The organism is Streptomyces sp. NPDC028305 (assembly GCF_055569495.1).
This window is the reverse complement of record NZ_JBVHTN010000010.1, coordinates 57372-72496: the sequence shown is the minus strand read 5'-3', so window position 1 is coordinate 72496 and position 15125 is coordinate 57372. Positions and strand designations below refer to the sequence as shown.

Sequence of the window (15125 nt, the reverse complement as noted above, 5' to 3'; positions counted from 1 at the left end):
CCGGGACGGTGCGTCAGAGCATGGCGAGCCGGTCCACCAGCAGCTCCGTCCTCCACTCGGTGTCCTCCGGCGGCAGCCGTCCCGTCCGGGTCAGGGTCGCCAGCCCGTGCAGGGCCGCCCAGAACGTCTCGGTGAACAGCCCCGGGTGGACGCCGTCCCCGGCGACCTCGTCGAGGGTCTCCAGCAGGGCGGCGAAGGCGTCCTTGAGAGGTTCCGGGGTGTCCTCCTGTGCGTACGCCAGGCCGCCGTCGAGCTGGAATATGGCGTCGTAGACCGCCGGGTTGCGTTCGGCGAAGTCGAGGTAGGCGCGGGCGAGGGCAGTGACCCGGGCGCGCGGGCCGTCCGCGGCGGCGGTCGCGGCCCGCACTACGGCGGCCAATTCGGCGGCGCCTTCGAGGGCGACGGCGCCGATGATCTCCCGTTTGCCGCGGAAGTGGCTGTAGAGGACGGGCTGGCTGTATTCGATGCGCTCGGCGAGCCGACGGGTGGTGACCGCGTCCCAGCCCTGCTGCTCGGCGAGTTCGCGGGCCGTCGCCACGATGAGGCGCTCGCGCTCCACCCGTTCGCGCTGCTTGCGTTCCTGTACCGACATGATTCGATCCTAGCACCGCTAGACAAGCAAGCTGCGATAGTACTAGCGTTGCCACATCAGCTATCAACGCTAGATCCCAGGAGGGGTCGTCATGCTCGACGCGCTTGAGGTCTTCACCACCGTGGTCGTCGGAGTGATGGTGGGGGTGGAGTTCTCCGTCGCCTTCGTCATGAACCGGATCTTCAACGCACTCCCCGAGGACAGTGGCCAACTCGGCCGCGCCCACGGGGGCCGGATGCTCGGCGCCGTGATGCCGTTCTGGTACATCGGCTCGCTCGTCCTCGTCGCGGTCTGGGCCGTCGCCGGATGGCACCACCACGGCGCCGGCCTCGTCGTCACCGCCGGCGCGCTGCTGATCCTCAGCGTGATCATGTCGATCCTGCTGCTCGTCCCGATCAACAACCGGGGCAAGACGTGGACCCCCGAGAACCGGCCCGAGGACTGGAAGGAGCAGATGAACCGCTGGGACCGCTACCACTACGTCCGCGTCGCCGTGATCATCGCCGCCTTCGCCCTGCTGGTCGCCGCCCTCACCTGAGCCCTGAGCCCTGAGCCCGCGGACCGACACCGCGCCGGTGGCGCACCGTTCACTCTCCCACTGTCGGCTCGGCCACGAGCGCGAAGGCTTCGACCTCCAGGACCAGTTCGGGACGGAACAGGGCCGCGACCTGGACGGCGGAGCTGGCGGGCGGGTGCGCCATGTCGACGAAGGTGTCGCGTACGGTCCGGATCGCGGGCAGGTGGGCCACGTCGGTGACGTAGTAGGTGAGCTTGATGACGTCGTCGAAGGTGGCGCCCGCCGCCGCCAGGCAGCGGCGCAGGTTCTCGAAGACCTGCTGGGCCTGCGCCGCGGGGTCGCCCGCGCCGACGAGCTCGCCCTGCGCGTCGAACGCCACCTGCCCGGACACCGCGACCAGGCGGCCGGAGCCCATGACGACGTTGGTGTAGCCCGTCCCGGGGGCGACGCCCTCCGGAGCCGGTATATACGTGAGCCGCTTCTTGTTCATGGCGGCATCCTCACCCCTGAGAGCCCGCCCCACCATCGCTTTTCGCGCGGCGAGGGCGGGCACCGGGGTGGGATCACGGGGTGGGGTCACGGGGTGGGGTCAGACGAGGGCGAGGGTGGCGAGGGCGAGGCCGCTGGCGCCGAAGACGATGACGTGGCGGGCGTTCTGGAGGACCCAGACCCACCGGGGGAAGCCGGACTCCGCGGCCTTCAGCAAAGCAGCGACGTCGATGCGGGCCAGCTCCGGGTCGCCCTTGCGGGCGAAGGCGGCCTGGACCGAGGCGGTGGCGGTCAGGTTGCTGTAGAGGATCACGCAGTTGATGGCCAGGACCAGGCCCAGGACGATCCAGCTGAGCATCCCGGCCCAGGAGTCGCCGATGAGGTTCAGCACCGCGGCGGCGGCCAGGACCGCGGCGATGGACACCGGGGCCCAGGTCTCATGGCCGCCGGCGTCGAAGCGCATCCCGTTCTCCTCCAGCACGGAGGTGCGCACGCCCTGACGGTTCAGCTCGGCCTTGGCAGCGGAGGTGGCGATCGCCCCGAAGCGGGCCCGGACGGCCGGGATGCTGACGAAGGCGCCGGCGACGGACAGCTGCAGGGCGGCGATGAAGACGTTCATGACTGGTTCCCCCTCGGGACGGTGCGCCGGTCCCGGCGCCGAGTTCTTGAACTAAGTGCAAGTACACGTTAGCCAGGGACTTGAACTAAGTGCAAGACGGTTCCTGAACTTTGTACAAGAGACCGGGGCCGCCCTATCGTGAGCCCATGCCACGCAACACGCTCACCCGCGATCAGATCGTCCGCACCGCCGTCGAACTGCTCGATGAGGAAGGCCTCGAGGGCCTGAACATGCGCAGCCTCGGCAAGCGCCTGGACAGCGCGGCCACCGCGGTCTACTGGCATGTCAAGAACAAGGACGATCTCGTCCTGCTGGCCGGAGACCTGGTCTGGCACGAGATCGAGCTGCCGGAACCGGACGCGACCGACTGGCGCTCCGCGGCCGTGTCACTCGCCGTCGATCTGCACGCCATGTTCGAGCGCCATCCGTGGCTGGTGCAGGCATTCGGCTCGTACCTCTTCCACGGCCCGGGCAAGGCACGGTACGACGACCACTGCCTCGCCCTGTACGAGCGGGCCGGCTTCGCCCCCGGCGACGCCGACCAGGTCGCCGCGGCTGTCTTCACCTACGTACTCGGCAACGCGCTCGGCGGAGCGGCCATGGTCTCCCTCAACCGGCGCCTGACCCGGGACGGCCAGGACGCGCAGGAGCTCATCGGGGCCACCATGGTCAAGGCGGCGGAGGTCGCCCAGGAATTCCCCCGCCTTCGCGCGCGTCTGGCGGAGCCGTACGCCGCCGACTACGCCGCCGCCCCCGAGCAGACCCTCGAACGCGGCCTTCGCGCCCTCCTCGCCGGACTCGAAGCCCAACTCCCGGCCCCCGGCAGCGCCGGCGGCAGCTAGGGGGTGTCCGCCCCACCATCGCTTTGGGCGCGGCGGGCGCGCAGCGCCTCGGGGAAGAGGGTCCAGCCGTCGATCTCCTGTCCCGACTTCGCGCCGGGCTGCCAGCCCTGGGCGAGGGCCGCGTCGAGGAAGGCGCGGACCACGCCCGGCTCGTGGAGGTTCAGCCAGCCGCGGTCGGGGTCGCCGACCGTGCTCGTGGGGCCGATGGCCGGGGGCTGGTGGAAGGCGAGCACCAGGCGGCCACTGCTTCCTTCTTGGCGGAGGGACAGGGTTTCCCGGCAGGTCGAGATGTCCGGCCGCTTGCCGCCCTCGTGGAGGTGGCGCACCGACCACAGGTAGGTGTCGGCGCCGACGACGAGCCGACGGGTGGGGCTGGAACGGGCCATGGACGACACGCTACTCGCCCCGCCCGTTCAGGCCCTCAGGCCCTGTGCACCTGGAACGCCGCGAAGCTCTGGGCGACAGGCATCAGCTCGATGGTGTTGATGTTGACGTGCGCCAGCTGCGAGGTCGCCCAGTGCACCGACTCGGCGATGTCGTCGGCACCGAGCGGCCGCATCCCTGCGTAGACGGCGTCGGCCTTCTCCTGGTCGCCCTGGAACCGCACGGTGGAGAACTCGGTTCCGCCGCACATCCCGGGTTCGACACAGGTGACGCGGACGCCGGTGCCATGCAGGTCGCTGCGCAGGTTGAGACTGAACTGGTGCACGAACGCCTTGGTGGCGCCGTAGACGTTGCCGCCCGGGTAGGGGTAGGTCCCGGCGACCGAGCCGAGGTTGATCACATGGCCCCGGCCGCGTGCGACCATGCCCGGCAGGGCTGCTCGGGTGCAGTGGAGCAGCCCTTTGCAGTTGGTGTCGAGCATCTGCTGCCAGTCGTCGACATCGGCCTCGTGGGCCGGTTCGAGACCTTTGGCGAGGCCGGCGTTGTTGACCAGGATGTCGATGTCCGCGAAATCCCCCGGCAGGGCGTGGATCGCGCGCTCGACCGCTTGCTGGTCGCGCACGTCGAGTTCCAGGGGAAGGACATGGGAGCCGAGCTCCGCGGCGAGTTCCCCGAGTCGTTCGGCCCGGCGGGCGGAGGCGATGACACGGGCGCCGTCCGCCGCGAACCGCCGTACGATCGCGGCGCCGAAACCGCTGCTGGCGCCCGTGACCCAAACCGTGGTCGGTGGTGTGCTCACAGCGATCACCGTGCCGAGGTGGCGGTGGCGGTGGCGGGCAGCGCGTCGAGGAAGCGTCCCAGCGCCGCGTTGAACTCGTCGGGACGCTCCAGGTTCGGCATGTGCGCCGCCCCGTCGATGATCGCCAGGGTGGAGTCGGGGACGCGTTCGTGGATGAGGCGGGCGTCGCCGACGGGGGTGAACTCGTCGTCGCTGCCGACCACGACCAGGGTCGGCACCGCGATGTCCCGCAGCGTGTCGGTGTAGTCCCGCCGCTCGGCCCGGCCGCGCAGCGCGGCCGCGGCGCCCTCCGGAGAGGTGCCGGACATCATGGCCAGGACGTGCTCGGCGACCGCGGGCAGTGCCTGGATGTTGTGCGGTGCCACCATCTTGGACAGCACCTCGTCGGCGTAGCCGCCCATGCCCTCCCGCAGCAGGCGTTCGTCGCCGCGGCCGCCCGGCGGGGCATCTCGGTCACACCGGCCGGGGCGTTCGCCGTCGGGCCGGGCCACGCGCCCAACGCCGTACGGCTCGCCCTCTCCTCGCCGCCCCCGGACACCCTCTCCCACGCGCTCGGCGTGCTGGCGGAGTTGGCGCACGGCACGCCCGACGACGCGGGCCCGGACTGACGCCGGAGGCTCCGTGCTGTTCGCCACGAACCTCCGGCAGAGCTTGCGTTCAAGCCGGGCGGGCGTGTTGGGATGGAGTGATGCGATCCCCCGTGCGCATGTTCTCCCCCCTGTCCCGCCCATCCCCCCAAAGCGACCACCCGGACCCGGAGCGAAAGGTTCCCCGGGGGTTCGCCCGCGTACCGCGCACCAGAAAGGTGGTCATCGGGCTTCTGCTGGGCGCCGCGCTGCTGGTGCTGGTGGACCGCTGTGCCGTGCTGTACGCCGAGCAGCGGGCGGAGCAGACGCTCCAGCGGAAGCTCGGGCTGGCGGCGGCGCCCGAGGTGAACATCCACGGGTTCCCGTTCCTCACCCAGGTGCTGGGCAAGCGCCTGGACGGGGTGGACGTCACCCTCCGCGACGTACCGGCCGACCAGGTGTCGCTCGCCAAGATACGGGCCGAGGCCACGGACATCCGCCTGTTCGGGGACCTGCCGCTGCCCGTCGACGGGGCCAGGGCGGCCCAGGTCGACGGGGACGTACTGCTCTCCTTCGACGACCTGGAGCGCGACATAGGCGCCTCGCACGTGCGGTTCAGCGCGCTGGACGGCAACTCGGTACGGGCGGCCGGCGAACTGCCCGTGGCCGGATGGCAGGTGCGCATCCACGCCCTGGCGCACCTCCGGCGGGACGGCGACCGCGGGGTCGCCACCAGCGTCAGCGGCATGTGGCTCGACGTCCCCGGCATCGCCACCTACCGGCCCGGACGGCCCGCCCGGCTGCGGCTGCACTCGGAGGCGGCGGAACGGATCAGCCGCGACAGGACGAAGGCGCGGGCGCTGCTCGCCGTGCCGTCGGTGGCGCGGCAGCTCGGCGTCGCGCCCGAGGCCACCCGCCTGGCGCTGCGGGACGACAAGGCGCTGAGCCGGATCATGGAACGGCCGGGGTTCACGGACAGGCTGATGCGGGCCAACCTCGTGGACCTGGTCTCGGACCACCCCGAGGCGCTGGAGGGGGCGGGCGTCGACCCAGTGGCGGCCCGGGCCCTGATGCGGCTGCCGGTTCGGGAGCTGTCGGAGCGGGTCGCGTTCTCCTTCCACCTCCCCAAGCAGGCCAAGGGCCTGCGGCTGCGGAACATCACCGTCGAACGCGAGGGCATCCGGGCCGACCTGACGGGCTCCGGGCTGGCCGTGGGCACCGCCCGCCGGGCGGACGGCTGACCCTCGATGAGGATTCTCAAACAGCACATGAAGGAAGCTCATTGTTTCCTTAACCAGGTCTCATCGCATTTGGCTTTCCGTTGCCGAATTCCTCGGTAGTGTCTTTCTTGCCGCGCCGGACAGGTGCGGCAGAGGAACACGGAAAAGGAATTGAAATGAGCTTCAAGAAGGTCGCCCCGCTGCCCAAGCCCAAGCACTCGCGCAAGCCGCTCCCGAAGCCGCTGCCGAAGCCGAAGAAGGGCCCGAAGAAGCCCCCGCGCCGTCCGATCGAGGGCTGAGCACAGGCAGGGCCGATCTGAACCCAGGTCGGGACAGGTCACGGAAGGGGCCGGTGGCACACGCCACCGGCCCCTTCGACGTGCGCGTACACGCGTGGACACAGCCGCCCCGCCCGCGGTTCCAGGAATCGTCTGAGAATTTGTTCATGCGGGTCTTGGCAAACACACAGGCTCCTCCGATCCCACTCACGGAAACCCCTCCTAATGTTTTCCGTGTCGAAGCCGAACGGCGAGACACCGAAAAAGAAGAACCCGAAAGGAAATCACCATGAGCATCCGCAAGGTCGTTCCGGTCAAGCCCGCCCGCAAGCCCGAGGACAAGAAGCACCAGCCCGCGAAGCCGGCGCCCAAGAAGCACAAGAAGCACCAGCACCGGCGCCCGATCGGTGGCTGACCCACATACCGGAGGCGGGCCCGCGGCACTGTGCCACGGGCCCGCCTCGGCCGTGTCCGGCCCCGGCACGGCCACCGACTCGGAAGCCGACCGACGCCAGGAGCGGGAGAGACAGTGACCTCGACTGTGCCCCCAGCACAACCCTCAGTACAACCGCCGGACCAGCCGACGATGCGGCTGCGGGCGGTCGGAGCCGAGCCCGCCCCCGGGCGCGGCCGCCACCGGCGCTCCGGACGGCCCCGCCCGTACGGCCGCCACGCCGAGCCGTACGCCTACGAGGGCGGCGCGGGCGAGGAGGAGCCGACGGAGCAGACCACCCCCCAGCTGCCCGCGCGCCAGGCCTTCCGCCGCTTCTGGCCGCTGACCAGCGGCGACCGCCGCTGGCTGGTGCTGATCTGCGCCTGCGTGGTCGCCGCCGCGCTCGCCGAGACGGCCGCGATCCTGCTGTTCTCCGACCTGACCGACCACGCCCTCCAGGAGGGCTCGCTCAGCGCCTTCTGGTCCCCCGCCGGGCAGTGGTTCGCCGTGGCGGTCATCGGCGCGGCGGTCGGATACACCGGCAACTCGCTCGCGGTGTGGACCGCGGAGCGCTTCGTGCTGCGCCTGCGCGCCCGCGTCTTCGGCCATGTCCAGGACCTGCCGCCGCACTTCTTCCAGCGCCACCGCCAGGGCGATCTGGTCGAGCGCCTCACCGGGGACGTCGAGGCCATCGAGCAGATGGTGGTCTCCGGCGTCGTGGGCACCGTGTCCGCCCTGTTCAGCACGGTCTTCTTCGCCACCGCCGCCTTCTGGCTGCGCTGGGATCTGGCGCTGGCCACCTTTGTGCTGGCGCCGCTGTTCTGGCTGGCGGCCCGGCGCTTCTCCGGGCGGATCAAGACCGTGGCGCGCGAGGAGCGCGTCGCCGACGGCGCGATCACCTCGGTCGTCGAGGAGTCGCTGGGCAACATCGTGCTGACCCAGGCCTACAACCGGAAGGCCGCCGAGGAGAAGCGGCTGCGCCGGGAGGCGCGCGCCTGGATGCGCGCGTCGGTGGCCGGGGCGCGGATGAGCGAGCTGTACGAGCAGCTGGTCGAGGTCATCGAGACGCTGTGCGTCCTCGCCGTCATCGGGCTCGGCGCCTGGGAGATCTCCCAGGGCCGGATGACCATCGGACAGCTGCTGGCCTTCGCCGCCTTCCTCGGCTACCTCTACCCGCCGATCCGCAACCTCGGGCAGCTCGGCCTCAACCTCACCGCCGCCACCGCGGGCGCCGAGCGGCTGCTGGACATCCTCGACGCCGAGCCCGCCGTGGCCGACCCGCCGCCGGGAGCGGCCGTCGCACCCTGGCGGGTGCACGGCACGGTGGAGTTCGCCGGGGTCGGCTTCCGCTACCCGGGCGCCGGGAAGCGCACCCTGGCCGCGGTCTCGCTCACGGCCCGGCCGGGGGAGTTCGTGCTGATCACCGGCGCGAGCGGGGCGGGCAAGTCGACCGTCTCGAAGCTGTTGCTGCGCTTCTACGACCCCGCCGAGGGCTCCGTACGCCTGGACGGGGTGCCGCTGCACACCATGCCGCTCGCCTTCCTGCGCGAGAACGTCACGCTCCTGCCGCAGCAGACGCTCATCCTGCACGACACCCTCCGCGAGAACATCGCCTGCGGCCGGCCGGGGGCCACGGACCACGAGATCGTCCAGGCGGCCCGCGACGCGGCGGCCCACGACTTCATCACCGCCCTGCCCGAGGGCTACGACACCCGTATCGACCCGCACACCGCCCGGCTGTCCGGGGGCCAGCTCCAGCGGGTGGCGATCGCCCGCGCGATGCTGCGGGACGCGCCCGTCCTGGTCCTGGACGAGCCCACCACCGGGCTCGACGCGCTGGCCGCCCGGCGGGTGGTCAGGCCGCTGAGGCGGCTGATGTCCGGCCGTACGACGATCATGATCACGCACGATCTGAACCTGGCCCCGGACGCCGACCGCATCCTCGTCCTCGACCACGGGCGGGTGGTGGAGACGGGTACGCACCGGGAGCTGCTGGCCCTGGGCGGGGCGTACGCGCGGCTGCACGGCTCGCAGAACGGCACGGGACTCGCGGAACCCACGGACACGGGGCAGTTCCCCGCCCCGCTCGCGGGGAGCTGACGCCCCGCCGAACGCCGGGCGGGCTGGATGAGAACCATCCAGCCCGCCCGGCGTTCGGCGTTCGCTACTCCCCCACCAGGGCGCGCAGCACATAGCCAACCCCCCGCACCGTGTGCAGCAGCCGCGGCTCGCCGCCCGCCTCCGTCTTGCGCCGCAGGTACATCACATACACGTCCAGGGTGTTGGAGGCCGGCTCGAATTCGAACCCCCACACATCGCGCAGGATCACCGCCCGGGTGAGCACCTGGCGGGGGCGGGTGAGGAACAGCTTCAGCAGCGCGTACTCGGTCTTGGTGAGCTCCAGCAGCCGCCCGGCCCGGGTGACCTGGCGGGTGCCCGGGTCCAGCATCACGTCCTCGAAGGACAGCCGCGCGGGCGGCTGCGGCGCGGCACCGGCCGCCGGTACGAGGGCAGAGGCGAGGGCGGGGGCCGGGGCGGGGCGGTGGGCGCCGCGGCGCAGCAGGGCGCGCACCCGGGCCAGGAGCTCCTCGCCCGCGAAGGGCTTCGTCAGATAGTCGTCGGCGCCGTTGTCGAGGCCGACGATCCGGTCGCCGATCGAGTCCCGCGCGGTGACCATCATGATCGGCACGGTGTCGCCGGCGGCCCGGATGCGGCGGGCGACCGTCAGCCCGTCCAGGCCGGGCATCATCACATCGAGCAGCACCAGGTCGGGCGGTCCCTGTTCGAGACGGTCCAGGGCTTCCAGGCCGTCCTGGGCTGTGTCGACCGCGTACCCCTCGGTTCTCAGGGTTCTGCCGAGCGTGTCCCGCACCGCGGGATCGTCGTCCACGACCAGAATCCGGGCTGTCTCATGCATGGGCTCCAACCTCGCGCCCGAGCCTGTGCGCACGCTGAGTCAGGCGTGTACGGCGGCTGAGAGGTCAGGGCCCCGAAGGCTCCAGTCCCTCCGGCGGCTCCGTGGGCGCGCCCGGGAGCCGGATCCAGGCCACCGTCCCTCCGCCCGGCGCGGGCTGGAGCCCCACCTGGCCGCCGGACTGCTGCACGGTGCGGGCCACGATGGACAGGCCGAGGCCGGAGCCGGGCAGGGCGCGGGCGGACGGCGAGCGCCAGAACCGTTCGAAGACATGCGGCAGTTCGTCGGCGGGGATGCCGGGGCCATGGTCGCGAACGGTGAAGTCGCCGTCTTTGAGCACGATGTCGATCACACCACCCGAAGGGCTGAACTTCACCGCGTTGTCGAGCAGATTGACCAGGGCCCGCTCCAGCGCCGCCGCCTCTCCCCGTACGTACCAGGGCGCCAGCGAGGCGTTGATGGTGAGGTCGGCGCCGCGCAGCCGCGCCCGCTCCAGCGCGGCCCCCGCCACCTCGTGCAACCCGACCACCTGGAGCGGTCCGGCGCCGGGCAGGGCGTCCGGGCGGGACAGCTCCTGGAGGTCGCCGATGAGCGCGGCCAGCTCGGTCATCTGCGCCTTGACGCTGGCCATCAGCGCCTTGCGGTCGTCGGGCGGCAGCGGACGGCCGGTCTCCTCGCTGCGCGCGAGCAGCTCGATGTTGGTGCGCAGCGAGGTGAGCGGCGTACGCAGCTCGTGGCCGGCGTCGGCGATCAGCTGCTGCTGCCGTTCGCGGGAGGAGGCGAGGGCGGCGGTCATGGAGTTGAAGGAGCGGGACAGCCGGGCGATCTCGTCGTCTCCCTCGGCGGGGATGCGTACGGCCAGGTCCTCCGTGCGGGCCACATGCTCGACCGCCTCGGTCAGCCGGTCCACGGGCTTGAGTCCGGTCCTGGCGATCCACAGGCCGGCCGCCCCGGCCCCGACGACACCGGCGCCCGCGACCAGGAGCATGACCAGCGCCAGGGTGTTGAGGGGACCGGTCACCTCGTCGAGGGGACGGGAGACGGACACGGTCAGCACGCCGGGGCCGCCGTCCACCCGGACCGGCATCTGCCTCGTGTAGACGCGGACGGCGTCGCCGGATGTGGTCGTGCCGTTGCGCATGACCTCCCGCAGCCGGCCGGCCGCGACGGCGATGTCCTTGTCCGTCACCTTCACCGCCGTCGAGCCGATGACGCACCGCTCGCCGTCCTGACTGACGAACTGCACCCCGGCGGCGCCGGGCCCCAGGTGGTCGCTGGTCTGCGGCTGAGACGAACAAGACAGGCCGACCAGTCGCTGGATGCGGTCCGGGGACACGCTGTCGCGCAGCTTCTGGTCCAGCGCGCCGGTCAGCTCCTGACGGGTGAGGAACCAGCACGCGAAGGCCGCCACCGCGACCGCCACCGCCACCGCCACCGCGGTCAGCAGCGCCAGCCGCGAGCGGAGCGGAAGCCTGCGGAAGCGGTTCGTCACGGTGTGCCGCCCCCGGCCGCGCGCAGCACATAGCCGACGCCGCGCACGGTGTGCACGAGCCGCGGCTCACCGCCCGCCTCGGTCTTGCGCCGCAGATACATCACATACACGTCCAGCGAGTTGGACGACGGTTCGAAGTCGAAGCCCCAGACGGCCTTGAGTATCTGTTCGCGGGTGAGGACCTGGCGCGGATGGGCCAGGAACATCTCGAGCAGCGTGAACTCGGTGCGGGTCAGCTCGACCCGGCGCCCGCCCCTGGTCACCTCGCGCGTGGCGAGGTTCATCCGCAGATCGGCGAAGGTCAGCTCGTTGTCGCCGGTCTCCGGGACGGCCCCCGCGGCCGCGGCGTACGAGCTGCGGCGCAGCAGGGCGCGGATCCGGGCCAGCAGCTCGTCCAGCTCGAACGGCTTGACGAGGTAGTCGTCGGCGCCCGCGTCGAGCCCGGTAACCCGGTCGCCGACCGTGTCGCGCGCGGTGAGCATCAGGATGGGCACGGTCACCTGGGTGGCGCGCAGCCGCCGGGCGGCGGTCAGCCCGTCCATACGGGGCATCAGCACATCGAGCACGATCAGCTCGGGGTCGTACGCGCCGACCTTCTCCAGCGCGTCGAGCCCGTCCAGGGCCGTCTCGGTCACATAGCCCTCGAAGGCGAGGCTGCGCTGAAGGGCTTCGCGGACGGCCGGCTCGTCGTCGACGATCAGGATGCGGGCGGGCTGGTCGCCGTGCTCGGCGGGGCTCATGGAACGGGTTCCTCACTCGGAGTCGACGGAACGCGGCAGCGGTAGGGCGGAGCGGTGGGTGGATCCGCTGCCTTCAGCCTCGCACGGGCGGACGGGCGCGGGCCGGTCAGCTGTTGCTGGTGCCGCCGCCGCTGCCGCCGCTGCGCAGGTTGTCGAGGTCGGCCTTGACGGTGTTGATGGGGATGGAGAAGCCCAGGCCGATGCTGCCCGCGCTGCTGGAGCCCTGGTCGGCGGCGGAGGAGTACATGGCGGAGTTGATCCCGATGATCTGGCCCTTCATGTTGATGAGCGCGCCGCCTGAGTTGCCGGGGTTGAGCGAGGCGTCCGTCTGGATGGCCTTGTAGGTGGTGGTCGAGGAGCCGACGTCGCCGTTGTACTGGCCGCCCCCGAACTCGAACGGCCACTGCCCGCGACCGTTGCCGCCCGGCCCCTGCCCCTGCCCCTGCCCCTGGCTCTCGTCCGTCGAGACGGTCACATCGCGGTCGAGCGCGGAGACGATGCCGCTGGTGACGGTGCCGGTCAGCCCCTCGGGCGAGCCGATGGCCACGACCTGGTCGCCGACCTGGACGGCGCTGGAGTCGCCGAGCGTGGCGGGCTTGAGTCCGCTCGCGCCCGAGACCTTGATCAGGGCCAGGTCCTTGCCGCTGTCCGTGCCGACCACCGTCGCGCTCTTCTTGCTGCCGTCGCTGAAGGTGACCTTGATGGTGTCGGCACCGGCGACGACGTGGTTGTTGGTGATGATCTCGCCGCCGCTGGTGATGACCACGCCGGAGCCGGTGGACTGACCGCTGTTGGACGTGGCGCTGATCTCCACGATGCTCGGGCTGACCGCCGTCGCGACGGCGGTGACCCCGCCGACCTTGCTGGACGTGGCGTTGACGACGGTGGTCGTGGTGGAGCTGTCCGACTTCTGGGCCGCGTTCGTGACCAGCGCCGCCGCCCCGCCGCCCACGAGCGCCGAGACCGCCGCCACCGCCGCGATCAGCAGGGCGGACCTGGGGACGCGCCGCTTGCGGCGACCGCCGCTCCCGCCGGTGCTCCCGCCGCCGCTCCCGTCAGCGCTCCCGGGCCACACGGTGATCCCCGAGGGGGTGGTGACGGGTTGCTGGGGCGCGTGCGGGGGCGGCGTGGGGTAGCCACCGGACCAGGCGCCGTACGAGTGCCCGCCGTAGGGGGGCTGCGGGTGCTGCGGGGGCTCGTGATCGCCGCTGCGGGGCGTGTTCTCCGTCATGCCTATGACTGTGCTCAGCGAGTATGAGAACTTTCTGAGTGCCCGCTGAGAAGCCCGACAGAAGTCGGTATGCCCGAGATAAAGACGGCCCGGGCCGGATCGCGCGGAGGTTACGCGCAGCCGCAGGACCGCCGTACCACCAGCGCCGACGGGAACTGCCGCACCCGCTCCCGCCGCGAGGACGCGGGCCGTACCGCGTCGTCGAGCACCATGTCGACGGCCGCACGCGCCATCGCGGGCCGGTCGGAGGCGACCGTCGTCAGCGGCGGATCGGTGAGCCCCGCCTCCTTCACATCGTCGAAGCCGGCGACCGCCAGCTCTCCGGGCACCTCGATGCGCAGTTCGCGCGCCGCCCGCAGGACGCCGATCGCCTGGTCGTCCGTCGCGCAGAAGATGGCCGGCGGCCGGTCGGGTCCTGACAGCAGCCCCAGGGCGACCTTGTAGGCGTCGTACCGGTTGTACGGGGCCTGGAAGAGCCGTCCCTCCGTGGACCGCCCGGCTTCCAGCATCGCCCGGCGCCAGCCCTCGACGTGGTCGGTGACCGGGTCGCCGACGGTCGGGGTGATCTCGATGCCGCCGATGCACGCCACGTACTCGTATCCGTGCTCCAGCAGATGCCGCACGGCCAGCTGCGCGCCGCCGATGTCGTCCAGCACCACCGCCACGTCGTCGATCGCCTCGGGGCGCTCGTGCAGCAGCACCACGCGGGCGTCCCACGCCTCGATCTCGGCGGCGGCGTTCTCGCTCAGGCCCTGGCTGATGAGGATCAGCCCGGACACCCGCATGCCCAGGAAGGCGCGCAGATAGTGCACCTCGCGCTCGTCGAGGTAGTCGGAGTTGCCGACCAGCACCATCTTTCCGCGCTCGGAGGCGGCCTGCTCGACGGCGTGCGCCATCTCGCCGAAGAACGGCTGGCGCGCGTCCGGGACGATCAGTCCTATGAGGTCCGTCCGCCGGCTGGCCATCGCCTGCGCGACCCGGTCCGGCCGGTAGCCGAGCTCCTTGATCGCTGCGAGTACCCGCTCGCGCGTGGCCGGGGCGACCGGCCTTGGTCCGTTATTGATGACGTAACTGACGACCGCGGTGGAAGTCCCCGCCAGCCTTGCCACATCATCCCGCGTCACCTTGGCCACGCGCGGCAGTCTACGCGGGTCCAGCTATGTGTTGGCCGAGCGTGCGGCACCGGCTTTCACGTTCTCCGCGAGCGGCGCCCCGTCGGCCGGAGCCTCCTCGCGCGCCGCCCTCGCGGTGTCCGCCCTCCGCTTCGCCTCTTCGGTGCCGCGGTCGCCCTTCTCCGGGGCGACGAACCGGTAGCCCACGTTCCGCACGGTGCCGATCAAGGACTCGTGCTCCGGGCCGAGTTTGGCCCGCAGCCGCCGTACGTGCACATCGACCGTGCGGGTGCCGCCGAAGTAGTCGTAGCCCCAGACCTCCTGGAGCAGCTGCGCCCGGGTGAAGACCCGGCCGGGGTGCTGCGCCAGGTACTTGAGGAGCTCGAACTCCTTGAATGTGAGATCCAGCACACGGCCCTTGAGCTTCGCGCTGTACGTGGCCTCGTCGACCGACAGGTCGCCGTTGCGGATCTCCATCGGGCTGTCGTCCGTGGTGATCTGCTGGCGGCCCATCGCCAGCCGCAGCCGGGCCTCGACCTCGGCCGGGCCCGCGGTGTCGAGCAGCACATCGTCGATGCCCCAGTCCGCGGTGACGGCGGCGAGGCCGCCCTCGGTCACCACGAGGATCAGCGGACAGCCGGGCCCGGTGGAGCGCAGCAGCTGGCACAGGCTGCGCACCTGGGGCAGATCGCGCCGGCCGTCGATCAGGATCACATCGGCGCCGGGGGTATCGACCAGAGCCGGGCCCTCGGCCGGAGCCACCCGCACGCTGTGCAGCAGGAGTCCCAGCGCGGGGAGCACCTCGGTGGAGGGCTGTAGCGCGTTGGTCAGCAGCAGGAGGGAGCTCATCGGTCATCACCCGCCCTGGCCGTCGTCTTGCGGTCGGACACGCTTCGC

General features: G+C 71.6%; 18 protein-coding genes and 1 pseudogene. 7 read left to right on the top strand and 12 right to left on the bottom strand.

The window, feature by feature from the left end:
• Positions 1-13: 13 nt before the first annotated feature.
• Complete coding sequence (locus ACZ4WQ_RS37910; RefSeq protein ID WP_311724550.1) at positions 14-592, bottom strand: TetR/AcrR family transcriptional regulator; 579 nt, start codon at positions 590-592, stop codon at positions 14-16.
• Positions 593-683: 91 nt separating this feature from the next.
• On the opposite strand from ACZ4WQ_RS37910, the gene ACZ4WQ_RS37905 reads away from it, so the two are divergent.
• Positions 684-1130, top strand: a complete 447-nt coding sequence (locus ACZ4WQ_RS37905; RefSeq protein ID WP_311724551.1) for a DUF1772 domain-containing protein — start codon at positions 684-686, stop codon at positions 1128-1130.
• Between the two features lie 49 nt (positions 1131-1179).
• On the opposite strand, the gene ACZ4WQ_RS37900 is transcribed toward ACZ4WQ_RS37905, so the two are convergent.
• Together ACZ4WQ_RS37900 and ACZ4WQ_RS37895 are read right to left on the bottom strand one after the other, a co-directional pair.
• Positions 1180-1599 carry a RidA family protein gene (locus ACZ4WQ_RS37900; RefSeq protein ID WP_361194235.1) on the bottom strand — a complete coding sequence of 140 codons (420 nt, stop codon included), beginning with the start codon at positions 1597-1599 and terminating at the stop codon, positions 1180-1182.
• Positions 1600-1698: 99 nt separating this feature from the next.
• Positions 1699-2217 (bottom strand): hypothetical protein, encoded by a 519-nt coding sequence (locus ACZ4WQ_RS37895; RefSeq protein WP_385347015.1) that lies wholly within the window; start codon positions 2215-2217, stop codon positions 1699-1701.
• A 146-nt stretch (positions 2218-2363) separates the two neighbouring features.
• Between ACZ4WQ_RS37895 and ACZ4WQ_RS37890 the strand changes: the two genes are divergently transcribed.
• On the top strand, positions 2364-3059 hold the full coding sequence (locus ACZ4WQ_RS37890) for a TetR/AcrR family transcriptional regulator (RefSeq protein ID WP_385347017.1): 696 nt from the start codon (positions 2364-2366) through the stop codon (positions 3057-3059).
• Here the strand turns inward: ACZ4WQ_RS37890 and ACZ4WQ_RS37885 are convergent.
• From ACZ4WQ_RS37885 to ACZ4WQ_RS37875, 3 genes and pseudogenes are all read right to left on the bottom strand, one after another.
• On the bottom strand, positions 3056-3445 hold the full coding sequence (locus tag ACZ4WQ_RS37885; protein ID WP_385347019.1) for a hypothetical protein: 390 nt from the start codon (positions 3443-3445) through the stop codon (positions 3056-3058). The genes ACZ4WQ_RS37890 and ACZ4WQ_RS37885 overlap by 4 nt on opposite strands.
• A 35-nt stretch (positions 3446-3480) precedes the next feature.
• On the bottom strand, positions 3481-4242 hold the full coding sequence (locus ACZ4WQ_RS37880) for an SDR family oxidoreductase (protein ID WP_468022755.1): 762 nt from the start codon (positions 4240-4242) through the stop codon (positions 3481-3483).
• 5 nt (positions 4243-4247) lie between these two features.
• Positions 4248-4664, bottom strand: a pseudogene (locus ACZ4WQ_RS37875) (alpha/beta fold hydrolase); the annotation flags it as partial.
• On the opposite strand from ACZ4WQ_RS37875, the gene ACZ4WQ_RS37870 reads away from it, so the two are divergent.
• The 5 genes from ACZ4WQ_RS37870 (at position 4596) to ACZ4WQ_RS37850 (ending at position 8839) form a co-directional block, all read left to right on the top strand.
• Positions 4596-4850, top strand: coding sequence for a hypothetical protein (locus ACZ4WQ_RS37870; RefSeq protein WP_385347093.1), 255 nt, complete (start codon positions 4596-4598; stop codon positions 4848-4850). The pseudogene ACZ4WQ_RS37875 and the gene ACZ4WQ_RS37870 overlap by 69 nt on opposite strands.
• Before the next feature lie 80 nt (positions 4851-4930).
• Complete coding sequence (locus ACZ4WQ_RS37865; protein WP_398377662.1) at positions 4931-6049, top strand: DUF2993 domain-containing protein; 1119 nt, start codon at positions 4931-4933, stop codon at positions 6047-6049.
• A gap of 155 nt (positions 6050-6204) precedes the next feature.
• Complete coding sequence (locus tag ACZ4WQ_RS37860; RefSeq protein WP_311724558.1) at positions 6205-6327, top strand: hypothetical protein; 123 nt, start codon at positions 6205-6207, stop codon at positions 6325-6327.
• A gap of 268 nt (positions 6328-6595) precedes the next feature.
• Entirely contained in the window at positions 6596-6721 is a 126-nt protein-coding gene (locus ACZ4WQ_RS37855; protein ID WP_311724559.1) for a hypothetical protein, read from the top strand.
• 171 nt (positions 6722-6892) lie between these two features.
• Positions 6893-8839, top strand: coding sequence for an ABC transporter ATP-binding protein (locus tag ACZ4WQ_RS37850; protein WP_468022754.1), 1947 nt, complete (start codon positions 6893-6895; stop codon positions 8837-8839).
• A gap of 64 nt (positions 8840-8903) precedes the next feature.
• Here the strand turns inward: ACZ4WQ_RS37850 and ACZ4WQ_RS37845 are convergent, their stop codons facing one another.
• The 6 genes from ACZ4WQ_RS37845 to ACZ4WQ_RS37820 all read right to left on the bottom strand — a co-directional run bounded on the left by ACZ4WQ_RS37845 (position 8904) and on the right by ACZ4WQ_RS37820 (position 15077).
• Entirely contained in the window at positions 8904-9656 is a 753-nt protein-coding gene (locus ACZ4WQ_RS37845; protein WP_385347031.1) for a response regulator transcription factor, read from the bottom strand.
• A gap of 64 nt (positions 9657-9720) precedes the next feature.
• Positions 9721-11145 (bottom strand): sensor histidine kinase, encoded by a 1425-nt coding sequence (locus tag ACZ4WQ_RS37840; RefSeq protein WP_398377657.1) that lies wholly within the window; start codon positions 11143-11145, stop codon positions 9721-9723.
• Positions 11142-11885, bottom strand: a complete 744-nt coding sequence (locus tag ACZ4WQ_RS37835; RefSeq protein WP_311724563.1) for a response regulator transcription factor — start codon at positions 11883-11885, stop codon at positions 11142-11144. The genes ACZ4WQ_RS37840 and ACZ4WQ_RS37835 overlap by 4 nt, the downstream gene beginning before the upstream one ends.
• A 106-nt stretch (positions 11886-11991) precedes the next feature.
• On the bottom strand, positions 11992-13116 hold the full coding sequence (locus ACZ4WQ_RS37830; protein ID WP_398377654.1) for a S1C family serine protease: 1125 nt from the start codon (positions 13114-13116) through the stop codon (positions 11992-11994).
• 110 nt (positions 13117-13226) lie between these two features.
• On the bottom strand, positions 13227-14249 hold the full coding sequence (locus ACZ4WQ_RS37825; protein WP_311724565.1) for a LacI family DNA-binding transcriptional regulator: 1023 nt from the start codon (positions 14247-14249) through the stop codon (positions 13227-13229).
• A 24-nt stretch (positions 14250-14273) separates the two neighbouring features.
• Positions 14274-15077: a response regulator transcription factor gene (locus ACZ4WQ_RS37820; RefSeq protein WP_398377652.1), complete on the bottom strand. Its 804-nt coding sequence runs from the start codon at positions 15075-15077 to the stop codon at positions 14274-14276.
• Positions 15078-15125 lie beyond the last annotated feature (48 nt).